Source organism: Brucella sp. NBRC 12953 (assembly GCF_040369775.1).
Lineage (GTDB): Bacteria > Pseudomonadota > Alphaproteobacteria > Rhizobiales > Rhizobiaceae > Brucella > Brucella pseudogrignonensis.
Genome location: NZ_BAABSV010000006.1, coordinates 219,634 through 240,208, shown reverse-complemented (window position 1 = coordinate 240,208; position 20,575 = coordinate 219,634). Strand labels below are relative to the sequence as shown.

Genomic DNA, 20,575 nt, shown 5'->3' with positions numbered 1-20,575 from the left:
TTTGCACAAAATTCCACCACGGATATGATTGCAAATGAGGCATGCGTTTTCGGTGGAGCTCGCCTTCTTGAAAACGCCGCAATCGCCTACGCCATAGGGGATAGCGGTAAGTCGATTTTTTGAGTTTTTACCAAATTGTCTTTTGCAAAACCGGCTTCAATCGATTAATCCGGTCATTGGAGGAGATTATCTCTAGCCCCCTGCGGATATCACCATGCTTTACGGTATTTTTCTCGCGTTTGCGTCCTATGCTGCATTCGCTATAAGCGACGCCTGCGTCAAGTTTCTCGACGGCACATTGTCGCCTTACGAAATCGCCTTTTATGGTGCCGTTCTGGGTGTGTTAGCCATACCGTTCATCAAGAAACCCGAAGATGAATGGCTCGATATGTTTCGAACCACAAATATAAAGCTGTGGTTACTTCGCACACTTACCGCTGCGATGGGTGTCATCGGCAGCGTTGTCGCCTTCACACATCTGTCGATGGCCGAAGCTTTCGCGCTTATCTTTCTGCTTCCGGCTTTTGTGACGATCCTTTCCGTGCTCTTTCTTAAAGAACAGGTCGGCTGGCGTCGTTGGTCGGCCGTGATTATCGGTTTTATCGGTGTGCTTGTTGTGCTGCGCCCTGGTTTTCGCGAACTCTCTATCGGTCATCTCGGCGCGTTGGGCGGCGGGCTTGGCGGCGCATTCAGCATCGTAATCTTTCGCGCAATGGGTAAGAAGGAAAAGCGTATCTCGCTTTATACCGCTGGCCTTATCGGACCGATCCTTATCTGCGGCGCATTGATGATCCCGAGCTATCAGACACCTTCAGCCGTTCAATGGGGCTATCTCGCGGGCTATGGACTGCTTGCAGCCCTTGCAAATATTCTGCTGATGCTGGCAGCACAACGTGCACCGGCAAGCGCTATCGCCTCCCCGCAATACAGCCAGATGATCTGGGCAATTCTATTCGGCTATTTCATTTTCCATGACCATATCGATCTGCCGATGCTTATCGGCATTATCCTGATCACAATTTCCGGCCTGTTTACTTTCGTTCGCGAACGCCAGCGTGGTGTGGAAGGTCCGGCGGCAGTAGCGACTTCCGATCCATCACCCGCCTTGGCGGAAGAGAAATAGCCCAATCCTCTCACAGGATTGATTATTATAGGGCGATATCAAACCCGAAACTGGTTTTCAGTTTCGGGTGACGTGCTATAACGGCTCACGTTCATGTCCCGCCCACGCTTCTACCTGAAATTCCATCAGTCAATCAAAAGCGTCCTGCGCGGGATTTGGCACGACAACGAGATTGAAGAAGGATGAAGATGATGGCCGAGAACCGGGCAATGTGGACCTATTACAAAGGCGAATGGCATGAAGGCGATGTTCGTATTCTTGGTGCCGCCTCCCACGCGACCTGGCTTGGTTCGCTCGTATTCGACGGCGCTCGCCTTTTTGAAGGTGTCACACCTGATCTTGATCGCCACTCAGCGCGCGCAAATGATTCAGCGCGTGCGCTCGGTCTGGCACCAACGCTCAGCGGCAACGACATTGAAGCTTTGGCTCGCGAAGGCCTCAAAAAGTTCGAGCCCGGCACTGACGTATATATTCGCCCAATGTACTGGGCCGAAGAAGGCGATACCAGCACGGTTGCCGCCGCACCTGAATCGACAGATTTTGCGCTGTGTCTCGAAGCAATCCCTATGGTCGAGCCAAAAGGCTTTACCATCACGACAACATCCTTCCGTCGCCCTTATCTTGAGGTGATGCCCGTCAATGCCAAGGCCGCATGCCTTTATCCGAATAACGGCCGTATGCTCCGTGAAGCAAAAGCTAAAGGCTTTCACAATGCGCTGGTTACAGACGTTCTCGGCAATGTTGCCGAAACTGCTACATCCAACGTCTTCATGGTGCGCGGTGGAGAAGTGTTCACGCCAGTTCCGAATGGTACTTTCCTCAATGGCATTACGCGTCAACGCGTGATCGGACTGCTCCGCCAAGCAGGCGTCAGCGTTCATGAAACCACGCTCTCGGTGCAGGATTTCCGCGAAGCAGACGAAATCTTCTCTACCGGCAATATGAGTAAGGTGGTGCCGATCATCGGTTTTGATGAACGTAAACTCGAGTATGGCGCTATAGCCAAGCGCGCGCGTTCGCTCTACTGGGAATGGGCGCATAGCTGATAAATACAGCTTAAACCCTCGTTTGATTCCAATAACGGTTACTGCCTGAATGCTTGAGCATACCCCTTTGTTTATGACAGTAGCCGTTGTTGCAGCCTTTCTGGTGGGCTTATCAAAAGGTGGCTTGCCATCTGTCGGCACGCTTTCAGTGCCTCTGATGGCGTTGGTGATCTCACCTGTAACGGCAGCAGCTCTTCTGCTGCCGATCTATGTCGTCAGCGACATGTTCGGTCTCTATCTCTACCGTCATCATTTCTCGAAACGTAATCTGGCGATCCTGACGCCAGCCGCCATCCTCGGCATCGGCCTTGGCTGGTTCTTCAGCTCGCACCTTTCAAGCACGTTCATTGGGATGCTTGTGGGGCTTGTCGGTCTCTTCTTTTGCTTCAATGTCTGGGTTGGCGCAAAGTACCGCCGTCAGGCGCGTAAAGCCGATATTCCCCGTGGCACCTTCTGGGGTATCATCACCGGTCTTACCAGCTTCGTTTCGCATTCTGGCGCACCACCATTTCAAATGTATGTCCTGCCGCAACATCTCGAAAAGCTGGTCTTCGCAGGCACTTCGACCATTCTTTTTGCAATCGTCAATGCGGTTAAGCTCATTCCTTACTGGCAGTTGCAGCAGTTTTCCAATCTCGACTGGTCACTCGGTCTCTGGCTTTTGCCTGCCGCTATTATCGGTACGTTCGTTGGCGCAAAGCTCACACGCATCATGCCGGACGGTCCGTTTTTTCTTTTGGTGCAGCTCACGCTTTTCGGTCTTTCAATCAAGTTGATCGCCGACTGGGTTCTGCCATTCCTCTCAGCCTGACGGGCACTTGCCAGCCGCATTTGCATAAGCCACTCTGCCCGTGAGGGAGGATGCGGGTATGAAAAATGCGGATGCGATCATAATTGGTGCGGGCCTTGCCGGGCTTGTGGCAGCACATGAACTGACAAGTGCGGGCAGAAAGGTCATTCTACTTGAGCAGGAAGGCGAAAATTCGGTCGGCGGACAGGCCTTCTGGTCGCTCGGCGGCCTGTTTATGGTGGACAGCCCTGAGCAACGACGTCTTGGCATAAAAGATAATCTCGACCTCGCCCGCCAGGATTGGCTCGGATCGGCACAATTTGATCGCCCGGAGGATCATTGGCCGAAACAATGGGCAGAAGCCTATCTGCAATTTGCAGCGGGCGAGATGCGTTCCTGGCTGCACAGTCTCGGTATGCGATGGTTTCCGGTCGTTGGCTGGGCAGAGCGCGGTGGCGGACAGGCTCATGGCCATGGCAATTCGGTTCCACGTTTTCATGTAACGTGGGGCACAGGGCCAGGCGTGGTGGCTCCTTTTGAGCGCCTTATGCGAGAAGCAATCTCTAGTGGCCTGCTGACACTCAAATGTCGCCACCGCGTCAATGAGATTATAACAACCAATGGACGAGCAATCGGCGTGCGCGGTGATATCCTGACGCCATCGACCGTCGAGCGCGGGCAATCATCATCACGCGATGTTGAGAGCCAGTTTGAGCTTACAGCCAATTGCGTGATTGTCACCTCGGGCGGCATTGGCGGCGATCCGGAACGTGTTCGCAAGGCATGGCCGCGTGATCGCCTTGGCAATCCACCTCAAAATATGGTGCTTGGCGTACCTGCGCATGTGGATGGGCGCGGCATAGACATCGCCATCGCCGCTGGCGGGCATGTGATCAATGGTGACCGCATGTGGCACTATACGGAGGGGCTCCGAAACTGGAATCCGATATGGCCCAATCACGGCATTCGTATTCTTCCGGGACCATCATCCATGTGGTTCGACGCGGAAGGCAACAGAATGCCCTCACCTTGCCTCCCTGGCTTCGATACACTCGGCACCTTGAAGCACATTCTCGCAACGGGACATGAATATTCGTGGTTCATACTGACCGAAAAAATCATTCGCAAAGAATTCTCGCTTTCCGGTTCTGAACAAAATCCCGACCTAACCGGCAAAGACTGGAAACTGCTTATCAAAAGCAGATTAGGCAAAGCCCCGCCCCCGCCAGTCAAGGCATTCATTGACCATGGTGAGGATTTCGTCACGGCGAAGAGCCTTGAAGAGCTTGTAGCCAAGATGAACAAGCTAACCGACAGCAAGCTGCTGGATGCAACACATATCCGCAACCAGATTGAAGCGCGCGACCGGGAAGTCACCAATCGCTATTCCAAGGACGCGCAAATCATGGCCATCCATAATGCGCGTTCCTATATCGGCGACAAGCTGACCCGCGCTGTCCCACTTCATGCTTTGCTGGATCCAGCCAATGGTCCGCTGATTGCAGTTAAACTTAATATTTTGACCCGGAAAACGCTGGGCGGACTGCATACCGACATTAACGCAGCAGTTTTGGACAAGAACGGCGCGCCGGTTGTTGGCCTTTATGCAGCTGGCGAAGCAGCAGGCTTTGGCGGCGGCGGCTATCATGGCTATAATGCGCTGGAAGGAACCTTCCTTGGTGGCTGCATCTTTTCTGGACGAACAGCGGGACGCGCTGCAGCAAAGATGCTCTGATGGTTCGCCTGTGACGGAACCAGAACCACCAGCCCTGCGTTCGTTAAACAATGACGTCATGGAGGCAAATCATTATGGTTGAACTGGTCAACAATATCGAAAACATCGAATTCATTATCGCCAAGGCGCGCGAATATGATGTGCAAGTTCCGGCGGTCGATGAAAACCCTGGTTCCAATGCTTCCGATGACGGCGATATCGATATTCTTGATGCTTCGGTTGATAATCCGACGCGCAAGGAGCTTGTCGCGGCAATTCGTTCTCTGAATGAAGACGAGAAAGTTGAGTTGTTGGCTTTGGTCTGGGTTGGTCGCGGGGATTTTAGCGCTGAAGAATGGGATGACGCGCTTGCGACCGCAAGTGATCGTCACAATGGACGCGAAGCGAAGTACCTGCTCGGCATACCACTCTTGGGCGACTACATCGAAGAAGGTTTGGAAACGCTCGGTATCGAGTTTGAAGCCTACGATAATGAATAAGAAAAATTGATGTTTCCATTGATCGTTGTGTTTTGACGGCGTCATAGCTGGCGGTTAGTCTGCGCGGCAACTAGGGCACGGGTGGTTCGCCACCCTTAGGATAAAATTCAAAGCATTGGAGGATTTCATCATGCTTCAGAAAAATCTGGATCAGAAAACGGATTTCTATATCGACGGTGCATGGCGGTCCCCGCTTGAAGCAAAGACCATCGAAGTCATTAATCCAGCCAATGAGAAGCCTTATGCAGCGATTTCTGCAGGCTCTACAGCGGATATTGATCTCGCAGTAGCTGCAGCGCGCAAAGCGTTTCCTTCTTGGAGCGAAACACCTGCTGAAGAACGGATCGGTTATCTGCGCCGTATTGTTGAAATCTACGAGCGTCGCCTTGAAGAAATGGCCCAGGCTATTTCCAAGGAAATGGGTGCCCCAATCAAGCTTGCGCGCGAATCTCAGGCCGCGGCCGGTCTGTCGCATACCAAGGCTTTCATCGCTGCTTTTGAGAATTTTGAATTCGAAGAAATTCTATCGCCAAAGCATCCTAATCAAGCCATTGTGCATGAACCTATTGGTGTTTGCGGACTGATTACGCCATGGAACTGGCCGATGAATCAGATCGCACTCAAAGTCATCCCTGCCCTTGCCGTTGGTTGCACAGTCGTGCTCAAACCATCCGAAATCGCACCAATGTCGGCGATGCTATTTGCTGAATTTGTCGATGAAGCAGGTTTGCCGAAGGGCGTATTCAACCTCGTTAACGGAGAAGGTCCTGTCGTTGGCGAAGCCATGTCACAGCATCCAGACATCGACATGATGTCATTTACCGGTTCGACCCGCGCAGGAACGGCTGTTTCGCGTGCAGCGGCTGCGACCGTCAAGCGCGTTTCGCTGGAACTCGGTGGCAAGTCACCTAATATCGTTTTTGCTGATAGTGATCTGGAAAAGGCAATCGAACGTGGTGTGAACCATTGTTTTGAAAACACCGGCCAGTCCTGCAACGCGCCAACACGTATGCTGGTTGAACGCTCGATCTATGAACAGGCGGTCGATTTTGCCAAGAAGACTGCGGCAAAAACGACGGTCGATGACCCATCCAAGGATGGCGAGCATATCGGCCCACTGTCGTCATCAATCCAGTTCGACAAGGTGCAGGCGTTGATCCAGAAGGGTATTGATGAAGGTGCGCGTCTCGTTGCAGGCGGCACAGGTCGCCCCGATGGCATTTCTGAAGGCGATTTCGTCAAGCCAACCATCTTCGCCGATGTGAACAACGAAATGACCATTGCACGCGAAGAAATCTTCGGGCCCGTGCTGGCGATGATCCCTTTCGATACGGAAGAGGAAGCCATTGCTATCGCCAATGATACGCCATATGGCCTGGCTGCCTATATTCAGACAGGTAGCCCGGAACGCGCAAAACGCGTAGCACGTAAACTCCGCGCTGGCATGATCCAGATCAACGGAACGTCGCGTGCGCCCGGCAGCCCATTTGGCGGCTACAAGCAATCCGGCAATGGGCGCGAAGGCGGCAAGTGGGGTCTGGAAGACTTTATGGAAGTGAAGCTCATCAGCGGCTAAACGTATCCACCTTGTTGAAATGAAAAGCGCCGGAAACCCGGCGCTTTTTTAATGGGAATTCTGCCAGCTACCCTAAGTGGCAAAACGGGCACATGATGGCTTTGTACCCCCGAACCCGTTCCTTGACGGACGAAAGACAAACACGGCAATCAACCGTCAAGGGATGGGTTTATCAGTAAGCTGCACCCAGCTTCAGACTTGCGAACTCCGGTGAATCCAGAAGATCCTGATGATGGGCGCGAGCAACATCTGGATGCGAGCGCAGACGGCTCTTCAGATTGTTCTGGCCCACCTCACGGAACAGCGTGTTAAGCGGATCAACGCTCACACCGCGCTCTTTGGTTTTAAGTTCTTCCGGCAGATCAATGACTGGGATCGTCGCGTCATAGCGAGCACCAAGGAAGAAGGCGACCGAGAAGCGCTCCGTTCCGGCGGGCGGCGCAATAACACCATGAACATCGGCGCGAACAAAGCCATTGGTTGCCAATTCAAGCAATTCACCAGTGTTGATGACAAACGTACCCGGCACAGGCGGCGCATCAATCCAGACGCCATCTTCACGCTGTACACGAAGACCCGGAACAACATCCTGGAGCAGAACGGTAACGAAACCGCCGTCCTTGTGTGCGCCAACGCCCTGATCGCTTTCGGCCACATCACGACCCGGATAACGGATAATTTTCAAAAGCTGTGAAGGATGCGGATCATAAATCTGTGCGAAGAAATCTTCGCTCTGACCAAGTGCTTCGGCAATCGCTTTGAGCACGTCAATGCCAACACGGGTGACTTCCGCCTGATAGGCAAGCAGCAATGGCTTTAGTTCCGGTAAGGCATCCGGCCACTGGTTTGGGCCGATCAGACGCTTCCACGCGGGGCTATCTGGACCGATTTCGGCAGGCTCGGCCTCGGTATTAATGTCGAGCTGCTCTCGCCAATCTTGCTCACCGCGAGTGCGCTCAAGACCTGCACGGTTATAGCCACGGAAATGCGACGTGTTAATCATCTCAATCTTGAGCTTTTCTTCGGTCGGCAACGCGAAGAAGCGCTTGGCGGTGGCCACGACATTTTCGATCAGCTTTGGATCGACTCCATGCCCGGTTAGATAGAAAAAGCCGTGGTCATGCAGCGTGCGACGAAGCTCATCGATAAAGCTTTTCCGCTCTTCCGGCGTGCCGTTGTAAACCGAAATATCGAGCAATGGCAGATTGATCGGATGCGAATGCGCGGTCATTTTGTGTCTCCTCTGAATGCTATCGTGAGCGGCGACTGCGCGCCACGCGATGATTGACGATCCGGGCGGCATAATCGCCCGTAACCTGAATGGATTGAACGATGGCAACGAGAATGATGACGACTGCGATCATCACTTCGGGCATGAAGCGCTGATAACCAAAGCGGATACCAAGATCGCCAAGACCGCCGCCGCCGACTGTACCAGCCATCGCCGAATAGCCGACAAGGCTTACAAGTGTGACCGTCTGCCCAGCAATAATTCCGGGTAAAGCCTCGGGAAGCAAAACTTTGAAAATGATTTGCATGGGTGTTGCACCCATACTTTCAGCAGCTTCTATAAGGCTTTGATCTACCTCACGCATTGCGGTCTCAGCGAGGCGCGCATAGAGCGGAATGATTGCAACAGTCAGAGGTACGATTGCCGCATAAGTGCCAACTGTTGTGCCTGCCACAAGGCGGGTAAACGGAATGATCGCCACCATCAAAATGATAAAGGGCGTAGACCGCACAAGATTGACGATAGTGCCTGCTATACGGTTGAAAAGTGGTCGTTCGAGAAATTGACCGGGGGCCGTGACAACCAGTGCAATGCCGAGTGGCAGACCGATCAACGTGGAAAGAATTGCCGACGCAGCCACCATCATGATTGTCTGCTTGAGCGACTCCATCAATAGATTGACGAGTGCGGGTGAAAGCAGGTCAGACAACATGGCCCAGCACCTCTCCGTGTAAATCAAGCGACGCTAGATAAGCGAGCACATCTGCGAGATCAGGCTCGCCGTTTTCAGCGATCAACGTCATGATCCCGAGTGGCTTCCCGCCAATATAATCAATGCGACCATGCAGAATATTGGGATTGATGCCAAAACGCTGAACAAGCGTCGCAACCACCGGCGAATGCGCGGCCTCTCCGGAAAAGATGATACGCAAGACCGGGCTTGATCCGGGAACTGCATCAGGCAGAAGCTTCTGGGCAACTTCCGGCGGCAGATCATGAGCCACAATGCTTGAGAGAAATGAGCGCGCGATAGCTGATTTCGGAAAGGCAAAGACGTCGAATGTCGGCCCGTTTTCAACCACACGACCGCCTTCAAGCACTGTCACATGGTCGGCAATCTGGCGAACCACATCCATTTCATGCGTGATGAGAACGATGGTCAGGCCCAAGCGCCGATTGATATCTTTGAGCAGCGCCAAAATCTGTTCGGTGGTTTCGGGATCAAGAGCAGAGGTCGCTTCATCCGATAGAAGGACACTTGGCTCCAGAGCCAGCGCGCGCGCAATGCCCACACGCTGCTTCTGCCCGCCAGACAGTTCCGATGGATAGGCGTCTGCCTTTCCGTTCAAACCTACCAGATCCAGCAGCTCGGTCACTCGCTTGCGAATGGTTTCGCGCGGCACACCAGCAAATTCCATAGGCAACGCTATATTAGCTGCAGCACTTCGGGAAGATAAGAGGCTAAAATGCTGAAATATCATCGATATATCGCGGCGTGCTTGGCGTAAATTACGTCCTTCAAGCTTGCTCACTTCACGCCCGGCAACAAACACCTGACCGCTGGTCGGCTGTACGAGACCGTTCAGGCAACGAACCAATGTGCTTTTACCCGCGCCTGAGCGGCCGATGATACCATGGATAGACCCCTTGCCGACGCGTAACGAAACATCGTCCAGAACCGCACCGGCTTTTGGATCGTAAGTCTTCGTCAGCGACTTTACATCGATGACAGGCAGCGCGGAGCCGATCCGGCCCCGCTCTGCTTCCGCTATGCGAACCGAAAGGTTCATCTCACCATCCCGCAATGATATTGCCTTCAAACTTCTTCTCGATGAAGGCTTTGACTTCTGGTGACTTGTACGCTTCGGTCAGCGTTTTCACCCACGGCGCGTCTTTGTTCTTTTCAGCAACAGCGATGAGGCAAAAATAATCAGAGAGCTGATCTTCGATCAGGATCGCATCGCGGCTCGGAACCAGCCCAGCGCTTAACGCGAAGTGAGACGTGATCACCGAAAAATCGACATCTTCCAGCGAGCGGGCGAGCTGCGCCGTTTCCATCGGGATGATCTTCACATTCTTCGGATTTTCAACAATGTCGAGTTCAGTGCCATTGAAGGTTACGCCGGGCGTCAGCTTGAGAACGCCACCCTTTTCGAGAAGCTTTAGAGCGCGTCCGGCATTGCTTGGGTCGTTAGGAATGGTGATCTGTGCGCCTTCCGGAAGTTCAGCCAAAGTTTTGAACTTATGCGAATACCCGGCCATCGGCAGCAGGACCGTGTTTCCACCGACGGCTACAAGATTAAGCCCACGATCCTTGTTCTGCTGATTGAGATAAGGCGTGTGTTGGAAACCATTGGCATCGAGATCACCGTCATTCGTTGCCGGATCAATCATTGCGCCATCGGAAAACTCGACGATCTCGATCTCGAGCCCCTCGGCTTTCGCGATGGGTGCCAACGCTTCGGCGATCTGGGCATGCGGACCTGACGTAACGCCCAAGCGGATTTTCTCAGCCAATGCGGGCGAAGCCGCAAGCATGGACAACAGAACCGCTGACAGAGCGCCACGAATGAATGGGGTATATTTCATGCAGATATTCCTCGAAGTGATTTTGGGCGGCGCATCAGGAGGCGGCGCGCCAGTTTTGTTTTTCTGACCAACGGGCAAGCCGATCGACGGCTTCAGAAAGCGTTGCTTCCGTCTTGGCGAAGCAGAAGCGGACATGGCTTTTCACGTCGCGTTCGCCATAGAAGGACGAAACCGGCACAGGTGTCACACCAGCCTCAAGCGTCAGGCGTCGACAGAAGGCAAGGTCGTCGCCTTCAGGGTCGAGGTCGCTCACATCGGCCACGGCGAAATAGGTTGAAGGCACGTCTGCGATATCGAAGCCTGCTGCCCTTAGTCCACCAACCAGCAAGTCACGACGCGATGCAAGCGTGCTGCGCAATTTGGTGAAATAGTTGTCGGGCAGCGAAAGACCAACAGCGACTGCCGCCTGTAAAGCCGGTGGGGTGGTGAAAGTCACATATTGATGTGCGCGGGAAATGGGCGCGAGAAGTTTTGCATCAGCCGTCACATAGCCAACTTTCCAGCCTGTCACGGAAAAGCTCTTTCCAGCCGAGCCAATCCGCACGACACGATCACGAATGCCCGGCACAGCAAAAAGCGAATGAAAATGCCGCCCGTCGAAAATCAGGTGTTCATATACCTCATCCGACACGATGGTCAGGTCGTGCTTGATCGCAAGCGAAGCCAGAAACTCAAGTTCCTGCGGATCGAATATCTTGCCAATCGGGTTCATTGGCGTATTGACGACGATCAGCTTTGTCTTTGATGTGATGGCCTTTTCCAGCGCTTCACGCGGTAACTCCCAGTGCGGTGGTGCCAGACGGAGCGGGACAACTTTGCCGCCCGCGCGACGAATGAGCGTGGCATAGGCATCGTAAACAGGTTCAAAGACGATGACTTCATCACCAGAATCAAGAAGTGCTAGGAACGTATCGGTCAGCGCTTCGGTGGCCCCTGACGTCACCAGAACCTCGGTCTCCCAATCGATCTCAAGACCCAGAAAGCGGCGTGCATTCTCAGCAACCGCCTTGCGCAAGGAAGGCAGCCCAAGCATCGGAGGATATTGATGAGGGCCATCACGTAAAGCCTGAATTGCTGCTTCGACAAGCTCTTCGGGTTCAAAACCTTCAGGAAATCCCTGTCCCAGATTTATAGCACCGGTTTCGGCAGCAAGGCGCGACATGGATTCAAAAATGGAAGTGCCAGATGCACCGAATATAGGATTGACCATCAAATCGCCCCGCTGCGTACTAAGAGTTACGGCGGAACGATAGGGCTTATAAAAAGAGCAAACAAAGCATCGGCTTGCTGTTCTGCATCAGCAACCGGAATGCTTTTTCCCAAAATGGCATAAGTAGAATAGTTTTCGACGCCTGCTTAAAAATTGATCACACAATTATCGTCATTCAGTGTTGATGGCGCGTTTTCCAAAGTTCCTCTGCCTTTTTGTAGAACTGGCCGTAACTATCATTGTCTGCAGCAAGAACAGTCATGAGCGCCATCGCGGTAGATGCGATAATCGTCAGCTCTGCACGCTCATCAACGGCGGCACCCGACCAAACGGCGAGCCAGTATTCAAACGAAGTGAGGCTGGAATGCTTATCGGTTCCTGCCTTCGACAAGGTTGGCAATGTGAGGTCCGTTTTCTGTTCGCCGAGCCATCTGTAAACCGTATGCGCATGGTGCGGCACCAGCTCCGCCACATCGCGGCTCGTCGACACGACCGAAACCGACTTTAAATCTAGCAGCGCCGCCGCATCGCGATGCAACTCACGATAGGTTGGTTGAGTGACACCGAGGACCGATGTGGACAACTGCATCGGGTTAAGCAGATGCGCGAGACTGTTGATCGATGACCTCGAGTGAAACAATGGATAAAGCGCGAGCAGGGCGTGAACCTGTGGTGCAAAACCAGCCAATGGCATGAAGCAGATACCATGCGCATTCAGCGCAGTTTCAGCCAATGATAGCGAACCCGCAACCGGGATATTGACAGCTTCAGCTGCGAGTTCCAGCTTCCCGGAAAGCTCACCTGTTCCGCAATTGCCATGCATCACGACCGGATAGCCAGCGCGTGCAACAAGAATTGCTGCCAGCATAAACCATGGCGACTGATGTGAGTTTGGCGAGAGATATGCAGGCCAGTCGAGTGCCGGGCGGCGAATGTCGGCCTGCGTTGAGTAATATTTTCGGGCTGCCTGAGCCATACCGGCAAGTTCAGGAGCCGTTTCACCTCGATAATGAATAAGCCGCAATAAAGCGCTGATTTGCATGGGGTCTGCTTCACCTGCAAATATCGTGGTGAAAGCATCTTCCGCTTCGTACATTTCGAGCGGACGTGTGTGACCAACCTTACGGCCGGTGATTGCAATGTATTTCGCGAGCCGCCGGACCGGATCGTTCTCATCCTGAATATTGGCAAATTGGGCCGCAAGCTGTTCAGGGGTGGGATGGTTTTCGAGCTCGATTACCTTACGAATACCCAACGGCGGCGGCGCAACAATAGCGCTCGCCCTCTCCCACCCATGCTTTCTTTTGCAATGCGTCTCCACTGCATCACTGCCGTTGAAGCTCATGAGCGCTTCAGCTTCATTGGCCAGTCTGCGCAAGCGACCACGTAAAGCTTCGGCTTTTGGCGTTGCAATCATGTTTCGACCCGAACGCACGAGGATCGGATCATCGAACTTCTCGCGGATCTGTCCGAGTAGCCGGCTCATGGCCGCAATGCTCAATCCCATCTGCTTTGCAGCACCGCCGACACTGCCTTCCACAAGAAGTGCATCAAGCGCAATCAGCAAGCGCAGCTGCCCCAGTTTCAGGCTTTCGCCCTCCACTTTATCAACCTCTGCCTGAGTTTTCATTCGCTTGCCCGACATTGCTACGACATCCGTTCAGTTGCGTTTTCTGAAACTTGGAATTCTTATAAATCATGACGATTGACGTCACGTTATTGCCATACATAAGGAGAGCTGAAAACTCAACTTTAAGGGTGATATTTATGACCAGCTTGTTTCGGGGATTGCGTACCAATGGTTCGCAGAACAGGCAATTGGCCAGCGGATCGCTTTTTGCAAAAGCCATTCTTGCGGGCACATGCCTTTCGACCGCACTTATTCTAAGCGGCGCAGCTTCTTTTGCACAGACCGCGACCACGGCAGAAGAAGAAGCTGCGAAAAAGAAACAGGCTGAAGCCCAGGCGACCGAACAGGTAAATGCTGCCGGTGGTATCACGCTTAACCAGATCGTTGTTTCGGCGACAGGTTTTGAGCAGAACATAACCGATGCTCCAGCGAGCATTTCGGTTGTACCGGGTGAAGAACTTGAAAAAGGTTCTTATCGCGATCTTGGTGATGCGTTGCGCGATGTTCAGGGTGTTGCTGTGACGGGGGCTGCAGCAGAACGTGACATCTTCATTCGCGGCCTTCCGGGCAGCTACACGCTGATCCTCGTTGACGGAAAGCGTCAGAGCACACGCGACGCGCGCACCAACGGCAACTCCGGTTTCGAACAGAGTTTCCTGCCGCCAGCCAACGCTATTGAACGCATCGAAGTTATTCGTGGCCCGATGTCATCGCTTTATGGTTCTGACGCCATGGGCGGCGTGATCAACGTCATCACCAAGAAGGTTTCGGACAAGTGGAGCGGCTCGCTGAGCTTCGACACGACGGTTCAGCAGCACTCGAAGTTCGGTAATTCGCTACAGGGCTCATACTACATGACCGGCCCTCTCGTTCCGAATTTGGTTGGTGTGCAGCTGTGGGGACGCGGCCTCAAGCGTCAGGAAGACAAAATCATCAGCGGCACGCCAGAGCAGCGTGATATCGACATCACCGGTCGCGTGACGATTACGCCAAACGCCGATCACGACATCGTTTTAGAAGCCGGCAAGACGCGCTTGCGCCGCGATTCATCGGTTGGAAACACGATCAACCCTGTAGCAACCGGCAGCACGGCACCGCTCGACACTTATAATATGAACGACCGAAACCACTGGTCGATCAGTCACACAGGCCGTTGGGGTCCAACAACTTCCGAGTTCTCTTTCATGCAGGAAACTGCTCAGAGAACAAACTACACTTGGAACAAGGCTCGCGGTGATTTTGTTGAAAGCCTGCGTTCACCGCATATCCGCAACTCTACACTGGACGGCAAGTTCACCACCCCGTTCGAGCTTTATGGCAACCACACGCTCGTAACCGGCGGCCAGTTTATCGAAGGCACGCTGACAGATCAGAACCCGGGCCGTCGTACAGGCTTGGACGAAGAGTTCACGATCAAGCAGTGGGCACTTTTCGCTGAAGATGAATGGTGGATCACTCCAGACTTTGCGCTGACCGGTGGCCTGCGCATGGATCACCACGAAATCTACGGTTCGCATTGGAGCCCGCGTGGCTATGCAGTTTGGCACGCCACGGATCAGCTGACCCTGAAGGGCGGCATTTCAACCGGCTTCCGCGCCCCTGAAATTCGCACTATTGCACCCGGTTATGCTTACACGACTGGCGGCGGCAACTGTACCTACGGCCCGACCGGAAACTGCGGCGTCATTATCGGTGATCCAAACCTTCAGCCAGAAAAGAGCACCAGCTATGAAGCCAGTGCGCTTTGGGACAACCAGCAGGGTCTGCGCCTCGGTGCGACCTACTTCTACACCGACTTCAAAGACAAGATCGCCAGCAACATTCAGTATGATCCAATCACAGGCCAGCCACTGCGCTGGGCTCAGGACCCGAACTACGTCCTCTATTACAGCTACAACATCGATGAAGCGACAATTCAGGGTGTAGAACTGACGGCAGATTGGGAAGCGACCGACACGATTAAGCTGCGCGGTAGCTATACCTATACCGACTCGGAACAGAAGACCGGCGAATATGCAGGTCTGCCTCTGGCTCGCACGCCAAAGCACATGGCAAACATCCGCGCAGACTGGGAAACGCCAGTCGACGGTCTGACTGCCTGGGCAGCTGGTAACTATCACGGTCCTGAAATCAACGCAGGTCTGCGTATCGGCACTGTTGGTGAGCCGTATGCCTATAACAGCAGGGGTCAGGTCATCGCCCGCAAATATAAGGGCTATGCCACTTTCGACCTCGGTGGCTCTTATGAATTCAGCGAGAACGTCACGCTCAATGCTGCCGTCTACAATATCTTCGACAAGAAGGTCACAGTGGACGAAATCAACAATGTGGTTGAAGGCCGTCGTCTCTGGCTCGGCATGACCTCACGCTTCTAACGCACATTATGACGCCAGCTGATTTTGGCTGGCGTCATTTCTTTATGAAATGGATGCTCTCGTGAGCAAGACAAAGAACGTAATTTTGAAGGTTTGCCTCATGTTCGGAAGCATTCTCGTGAACGCCTCTGCACACGCTGGAAAGCCGCAAGTCGACTCCTTTGACATGCAGGCGAACGGCATCGACTATCGAATTTTCGTGGCTGCACCCGCTGAAAAAGCGCCTGCCAGTGGTTTCGCCGTTGTCTATATGAGTGATGGCAATGGGATGTTACCAATCGCAGCCAAGCTGATAGCTGATAATCCTCAGTTCAACGCAGTGTTTGTCGGCATTGGTTATCCGACCGAAGACAAGGACGAAATCGTCCGCCTGCGCTATTTCGATCTCACGCCTCCGACACCAGACGAATTGATCCCTGTTCAGACCAATATTCCGAAAACTGGCGGACGCGACGCGTTCTTCGATTTTATTGATCATCAGGTAAAAGCCGAAGTCGAAAAGCGTTTTGCTATCGACAAGAACAAGCAGGCTCTTTTTGGGCATTCGCTGGGTGGCCTTTTCACGCTCTACGCGCTCTTCAATCATCCGGATTCATTTCAGACTTATGCTGCCGCAGACCCATCGATCTGGTGGAATGGACGCTCGATTCTCACCGACAAGGATCGGTTTGTGGAGGCATTCAAAGCCGATCCGAAACCAATGCGGCTGCTTGTTGAATCATCCGGCAAGCGCGGCGAACGCCCAGGTCAGTCAAAGGAAGATACTGAGCGCCTGAAGACGCTGCGCGGCGGACCGTCGGGTGCAGATATTCAGACCGAGTTGAAACAACTTCCGGGCTTTGAGGTCGCCTATCGTCGCTTCGATAACGAAAGCCACGGTTCGATGATTCCGCTCACGGTCGAAGACAGCTTGAAATTCATCCTGCTCAATGAGAGCCCAGACCAACAAAACAACTGAATTGTGGTCTTCCGGCTTTGACTGGAAGAAAACCGGACTATAAAGCACAAGATTGACGAAAGGATTGAACGCCATGCTGAAAATCAGCCGACATTTTTCCCGTCTGTTTGGCGCAGCACTTGTTGCCACAGCCCTTGCCTCCGGCGCGAACGCTGCTGATGTGGCAGTCAAACACGCCCAAGGCGAAACAACGGTTGCAACCAATCCTGAAAAAGTCGTCGTGTTCGATTTCGCAACGCTCGACAATCTTGATCGCCTTGGCGTGAAGATCATCGGCGTTCCTGGCAGCATCGCTTTCCCGGAATATCTCAAGAAATACGACGGCGCAGATTACACGAAAGTCGGCACGCTTTTTGAACCTGACTATGAAGCGGTTAATGCAGCCGAACCGGACCTGATCATTGTCGGCGGTCGCTCGGCTGCAAAATATGGTGAGCTCGCAAAAATTGCACCGACCATCGATCTGACTGTTCCAGCCAAGGAATTCATTTCCGGCACCGAAGCCAATATCGAAAAGCTGGGCCAGATTTTTGGCAAGGAAACCGAAGCCAAGGCTGAAGTCGACAAGCTCAATAGCGAACTCGCAGCACTGAAAGAAAAGACCAAGGGCAAAGGCAAGGGTCTGATGATCCTGACGTCCGGCGGTAAAATCAGCGCCTATGGTCCGGGTTCACGCTTCGGCGTATTGCATGACAGCTTCGGCGTTGAACCAGCCGCGCCCGATCTTTCTGTCGGCAATCATGGCCAGCCAGTCAGCTCGGAATTCATTCTTGAAACCAATCCGGATTGGCTTTTCGTACTCGACCGCGATGCAGCCATCGGCCGTGAAGGCACCTCTGCCAAACAATTGCTCGATAATGAACTCGTGCGTCAGACCAACGCCTGGAAGAACGATCAGGTCGTCTATCTGAACGCGCAGAACTGGTATCTCGTTGGCGGCGGCCTTGGTGCACTGCACAACACGATCCAGCAGCTTTCAGCGGCTTTTGACAAAGCGAAATAATATCTTCTGACCCAGTCATTTCGGGCTGCACTGTTTGTGGCCCGATTTCATGACAAGGCAAGAGAACGGGAATTAAGCGTGAAGGCACTCGCCGCAGCTATCGTTGTTGTCGTCATACTGGCCTTTATCAGCCTGTTTATCGGCGTCAGTGATGTATCGCTCAGCACACTGTTTGGCGCAAATAGCACCGATCGGGCGGCAGAAGTTCTGCTAATCAGCCGCATACCGCGTACGCTTGCAATCATTCTTGCCGGCATGTCGATGGCTGTGGCCGGAATGATCATGCAGATGCTGACACGCAATCGTTTTGTTGAGCCGTCAACAGCCGGAACGGTTGAATCTGCAAGCCTCGGCATTCTGCTCGTCATTCTTTTCGCCCCCGACACGCCAGTTTTCGGCAAGATGCTGGTAGCATCCGTTACGGCCCTTGCCGGTACAGCCCTTTTTCTGCGCATCCTGCGCAGCATTCCGTTGCGTTCGGTACTGGTGGTGCCGCTTGTCGGCATCATGCTGGGCGGCGTAATCAGCGCCGTGACGACCTTCATCGCCTATCGTTATGATCTGCTGCAAGCGCTCAATTCATGGACAACCGGCGACTTCTCGGGTGTGCTGCGCGGTCGTTATGAGTTGCTGTATCTTTCATTCGCCCTCACCGTCATCGCATATATTGCGGCTGATCGTTTCACAGTCGCTGGCATGGGCGAAGATTTCACGACCAACCTCGGTCTCAACTATCGCCGCGTCGTAGCCCTCGGGCTTGTGATCGTGTCTATGGTCAGCGCCAGCGTGGTCGTGACGGTTGGTATGATCCCTTTTCTGGGCCTGATTGTACCCAATGTGGTCAGCATGTTCATTGGCGATAATATGCGCCGCGCCGTGCCATGGGTGGCCGTGCTTGGCGCTGGACTGGTGCTTGCCTGCGATATCGTCGGGCGCATCATCCGCTTTCCCTATGAAATCCCCATCGGCACGATGATGGGCGTCGTTGGCAGCGCGATCTTCCTCTATCTGCTTTTGCGTCGGGGATCACGCCTTGCTTAAACGTCCCGGCTTCATCATCACGCTTCTTTCGATCCTCGTCATTATTTCCTGCGCAGCCTTCATGACGCTGGGAGCAAAAGGCAGTTGGTCTTTCATCCTTACCTTCCGCGGTACCAAACTTGCGGCGATGGTGCTGGTTGCCTATTCGATTGCTGCCTCGACCGTGCTGTTTCAGACCGTCACCAATAACCGCATTCTGACGCCCTCCATCATGGGGTTTGATGCGCTTTATATTCTGATCCAGACTTTCGCAGTTTTCGCCTTTGGCGCTATCCATGTGAATGGGATCGGTCCAAATGGCCGCTTTTTCGCCGAGACGGCAATCATGGTGGTCTTTGCCAGCACACTTTATGCTTGGCTGTTTTCAGGTGCGGCACGCAGCCTGCATCTGGTCATGCTTGTCGGCATTGTGTTCGGTGTCTTCTTCCGAAGCCTGTCGAACCTCATGCAACGCATGATCGACCCGAATGAATTCGCCGTGCTTCAGGACCGTTTCTTTGCAAGCTTCAACAGCGTCAACGCGGATATTCTGTTGCTCGCAGCAATTATCGTGGCAGTGGTCACGCTTTACGGCCTGCGTTTTCTCAATGTCTTTGATGTTTTATCGCTGGGACGCGATCCGGCAATCAATCTGGGCGTCGATCATAGCCGCGTTGTGCATCGCATTCTGCTGATCGTCACGATCCTTGTTTCCGTTTCAACCGCACTCGTTGGCCCTATCACCTTCTTTGGCTTGCTTGTGGCCAATCTGGCTTACATGATTGCTGGTTCATCCAAGCATCGTATCGTGCTGCCTATTGCCGTATTACTGGCAATCCTATGCATTGTCGGCGGACAAACCATTCTTGAGCGCGTCTTCTCGTTCAATACTGCACTCAGTGTCATCATCGAATTTCTGGGCGGGCTCGTCTTTATCATCCTTCTCGTCAGAGGAAACGCACGTTGATCGAAATAAACCAGATCAGTAAATCCTATAGAGATGCGGTCGTCGTTGATGATGTGACGCTACAATTGCCTGCACGCGGCATTACCTCGATCATCGGACCGAATGGTGCAGGAAAGTCCACCTTGCTTTCCATGGTCAGCCGCCTGCTTCCCATGTGTAAAGGCCGCATTACCGTCGATGGGCTTGATGTATCGACCACGTCGGGTGATGTGCTGGCAAAACGGCTTTCTATTTTAAGGCAGGACAATGCCATTAACTCGCGCCTCACAGTGCGCGATTTGGTGACTTTCGGGCGTTATCCGCATTCCAAGGGCCGCCCAACACGCGAAGATCTCAGCCACGTCGATCAGGCAATCGGCTATCTCGAACTTGAAGAGCTAGGCGACCGTTTTCTCGATGAGCTTTCGGGCGGGCAGCGCCAGCGCGCTTTCGTGGCGATGGTTCTCTGCCAGAACACAGACTACGTTCTGCTGGATGAACCGCTCAACAATCTCGACATGAAGCACTCGGCTTCGATGATGAAACTGCTACGGCGTGCGGCAAATGAACTGGGCAAGACAGTCGTGCTGGTGCTGCACGACATCAATTTCGCATCCTGCTATTCAGACCATATTGTTGCGATGCGCAAGGGTAAGGTCGTCCATCAGGGATCACCGGAAAAACTCATTCAGCCGGATATTCTGCGCGATATTTACGAGATGGAAATTGCCGTCGAAATGATCGGCGGCAATCGCATTGGCATTTACTATCTTTAGAGCGCCGATCCGATTAAATCGGCTCAACGCTCTAAAATTTTCTTTAACGCGCATCTTTTCCGAAAACCGTTACACACTTTTCGGAATG

At 53.3% G+C, this 20,575-nt stretch carries 18 protein-coding genes; 12 read left to right on the top strand and 6 right to left on the bottom strand.

Going from position 1 to position 20,575, the window contains the following annotated elements:
• Positions 1 to 214 precede the first annotated feature (214 nt).
• The 6 genes from ABWV94_RS16085 (at position 215) to ABWV94_RS16060 (ending at position 6,749) form a co-directional block, all read left to right on the top strand.
• Positions 215 to 1,123 carry a DMT family transporter gene (locus tag ABWV94_RS16085; protein ID WP_007879386.1) on the top strand — a complete coding sequence of 303 codons (909 nt, stop codon included), beginning with the start codon at positions 215 to 217 and terminating at the stop codon, positions 1,121 to 1,123.
• 191 nt (positions 1,124 to 1,314) lie between these two features.
• Positions 1,315 to 2,169 carry a branched-chain amino acid aminotransferase gene (locus tag ABWV94_RS16080; protein ID WP_113158243.1) on the top strand — a complete coding sequence of 285 codons (855 nt, stop codon included), beginning with the start codon at positions 1,315 to 1,317 and terminating at the stop codon, positions 2,167 to 2,169.
• Between the two features lie 49 nt (positions 2,170 to 2,218).
• Positions 2,219 to 2,980 (top strand): sulfite exporter TauE/SafE family protein, encoded by a 762-nt coding sequence (locus tag ABWV94_RS16075; protein ID WP_079213776.1) that lies wholly within the window; start codon positions 2,219 to 2,221, stop codon positions 2,978 to 2,980.
• A 58-nt stretch (positions 2,981 to 3,038) separates the two neighbouring features.
• Entirely contained in the window at positions 3,039 to 4,694 is a 1,656-nt protein-coding gene (locus ABWV94_RS16070) for an FAD-binding dehydrogenase (protein WP_064321786.1), read from the top strand.
• A 74-nt stretch (positions 4,695 to 4,768) separates the two neighbouring features.
• Positions 4,769 to 5,173: a DUF3775 domain-containing protein gene (locus tag ABWV94_RS16065; RefSeq protein ID WP_007879395.1), complete on the top strand. Its 405-nt coding sequence runs from the start codon at positions 4,769 to 4,771 to the stop codon at positions 5,171 to 5,173.
• 130 nt (positions 5,174 to 5,303) lie between these two features.
• Positions 5,304 to 6,749 (top strand): aldehyde dehydrogenase family protein, encoded by a 1,446-nt coding sequence (locus tag ABWV94_RS16060; protein WP_353414353.1) that lies wholly within the window; start codon positions 5,304 to 5,306, stop codon positions 6,747 to 6,749.
• A 172-nt stretch (positions 6,750 to 6,921) separates the two neighbouring features.
• Here ABWV94_RS16060 and ABWV94_RS16055 read toward each other — a convergent pair whose 3' ends face one another.
• From ABWV94_RS16055 to ABWV94_RS16030, 6 genes are all read right to left on the bottom strand, one after another.
• The gene (locus ABWV94_RS16055) at positions 6,922 to 7,980 is read right to left on the bottom strand and encodes an isopenicillin N synthase family dioxygenase (protein WP_353414351.1); all 1,059 of its coding nucleotides are present in this window, start codon (positions 7,978 to 7,980) and stop codon (positions 6,922 to 6,924) included.
• Positions 7,981 to 7,999: 19 nt separating this feature from the next.
• The gene (locus ABWV94_RS16050; RefSeq protein ID WP_353414349.1) at positions 8,000 to 8,692 is read right to left on the bottom strand and encodes a methionine ABC transporter permease; all 693 of its coding nucleotides are present in this window, start codon (positions 8,690 to 8,692) and stop codon (positions 8,000 to 8,002) included.
• Complete coding sequence (locus ABWV94_RS16045; protein WP_353414347.1) at positions 8,682 to 9,770, bottom strand: methionine ABC transporter ATP-binding protein; 1,089 nt, start codon at positions 9,768 to 9,770, stop codon at positions 8,682 to 8,684. The genes ABWV94_RS16050 and ABWV94_RS16045 overlap by 11 nt, the downstream gene beginning before the upstream one ends.
• Position 9,771: 1 nt before the next feature.
• Positions 9,772 to 10,569 carry a MetQ/NlpA family ABC transporter substrate-binding protein gene (locus ABWV94_RS16040; RefSeq protein ID WP_353414345.1) on the bottom strand — a complete coding sequence of 266 codons (798 nt, stop codon included), beginning with the start codon at positions 10,567 to 10,569 and terminating at the stop codon, positions 9,772 to 9,774.
• A 34-nt stretch (positions 10,570 to 10,603) separates the two neighbouring features.
• Positions 10,604 to 11,779, bottom strand: a complete 1,176-nt coding sequence (locus ABWV94_RS16035) for an aminotransferase (RefSeq protein ID WP_353414343.1) — start codon at positions 11,777 to 11,779, stop codon at positions 10,604 to 10,606.
• A 175-nt stretch (positions 11,780 to 11,954) separates the two neighbouring features.
• Positions 11,955 to 13,409 (bottom strand): glycosyl transferase family protein, encoded by a 1,455-nt coding sequence (locus tag ABWV94_RS16030; protein WP_353414341.1) that lies wholly within the window; start codon positions 13,407 to 13,409, stop codon positions 11,955 to 11,957.
• A 137-nt stretch (positions 13,410 to 13,546) separates the two neighbouring features.
• Here ABWV94_RS16030 and ABWV94_RS16025 point away from each other — a divergent pair, with 137 nt between their 5' ends.
• The 6 genes from ABWV94_RS16025 (at position 13,547) to ABWV94_RS16000 (ending at position 20,487) form a co-directional block, all read left to right on the top strand.
• Complete coding sequence (locus tag ABWV94_RS16025) at positions 13,547 to 15,784, top strand: TonB-dependent receptor domain-containing protein (RefSeq protein ID WP_353414339.1); 2,238 nt, start codon at positions 13,547 to 13,549, stop codon at positions 15,782 to 15,784.
• A gap of 61 nt (positions 15,785 to 15,845) precedes the next feature.
• Complete coding sequence (locus ABWV94_RS16020) at positions 15,846 to 16,742, top strand: alpha/beta hydrolase (protein WP_353414337.1); 897 nt, start codon at positions 15,846 to 15,848, stop codon at positions 16,740 to 16,742.
• A gap of 73 nt (positions 16,743 to 16,815) precedes the next feature.
• Positions 16,816 to 17,745, top strand: coding sequence for a siderophore ABC transporter substrate-binding protein (locus ABWV94_RS16015; protein ID WP_007879413.1), 930 nt, complete (start codon positions 16,816 to 16,818; stop codon positions 17,743 to 17,745).
• Positions 17,746 to 17,823: 78 nt separating this feature from the next.
• Positions 17,824 to 18,786 (top strand): ABC transporter permease, encoded by a 963-nt coding sequence (locus ABWV94_RS16010; RefSeq protein ID WP_113486577.1) that lies wholly within the window; start codon positions 17,824 to 17,826, stop codon positions 18,784 to 18,786.
• Positions 18,779 to 19,732, top strand: a complete 954-nt coding sequence (locus ABWV94_RS16005; protein ID WP_353414335.1) for an iron chelate uptake ABC transporter family permease subunit — start codon at positions 18,779 to 18,781, stop codon at positions 19,730 to 19,732. The genes ABWV94_RS16010 and ABWV94_RS16005 overlap by 8 nt, the downstream gene beginning before the upstream one ends.
• Positions 19,729 to 20,487: an iron ABC transporter ATP-binding protein gene (locus ABWV94_RS16000; protein ID WP_353414333.1), complete on the top strand. Its 759-nt coding sequence runs from the start codon at positions 19,729 to 19,731 to the stop codon at positions 20,485 to 20,487. The genes ABWV94_RS16005 and ABWV94_RS16000 overlap by 4 nt, the downstream gene beginning before the upstream one ends.
• The last annotated feature ends 88 nt before the right edge of the window (positions 20,488 to 20,575 follow it).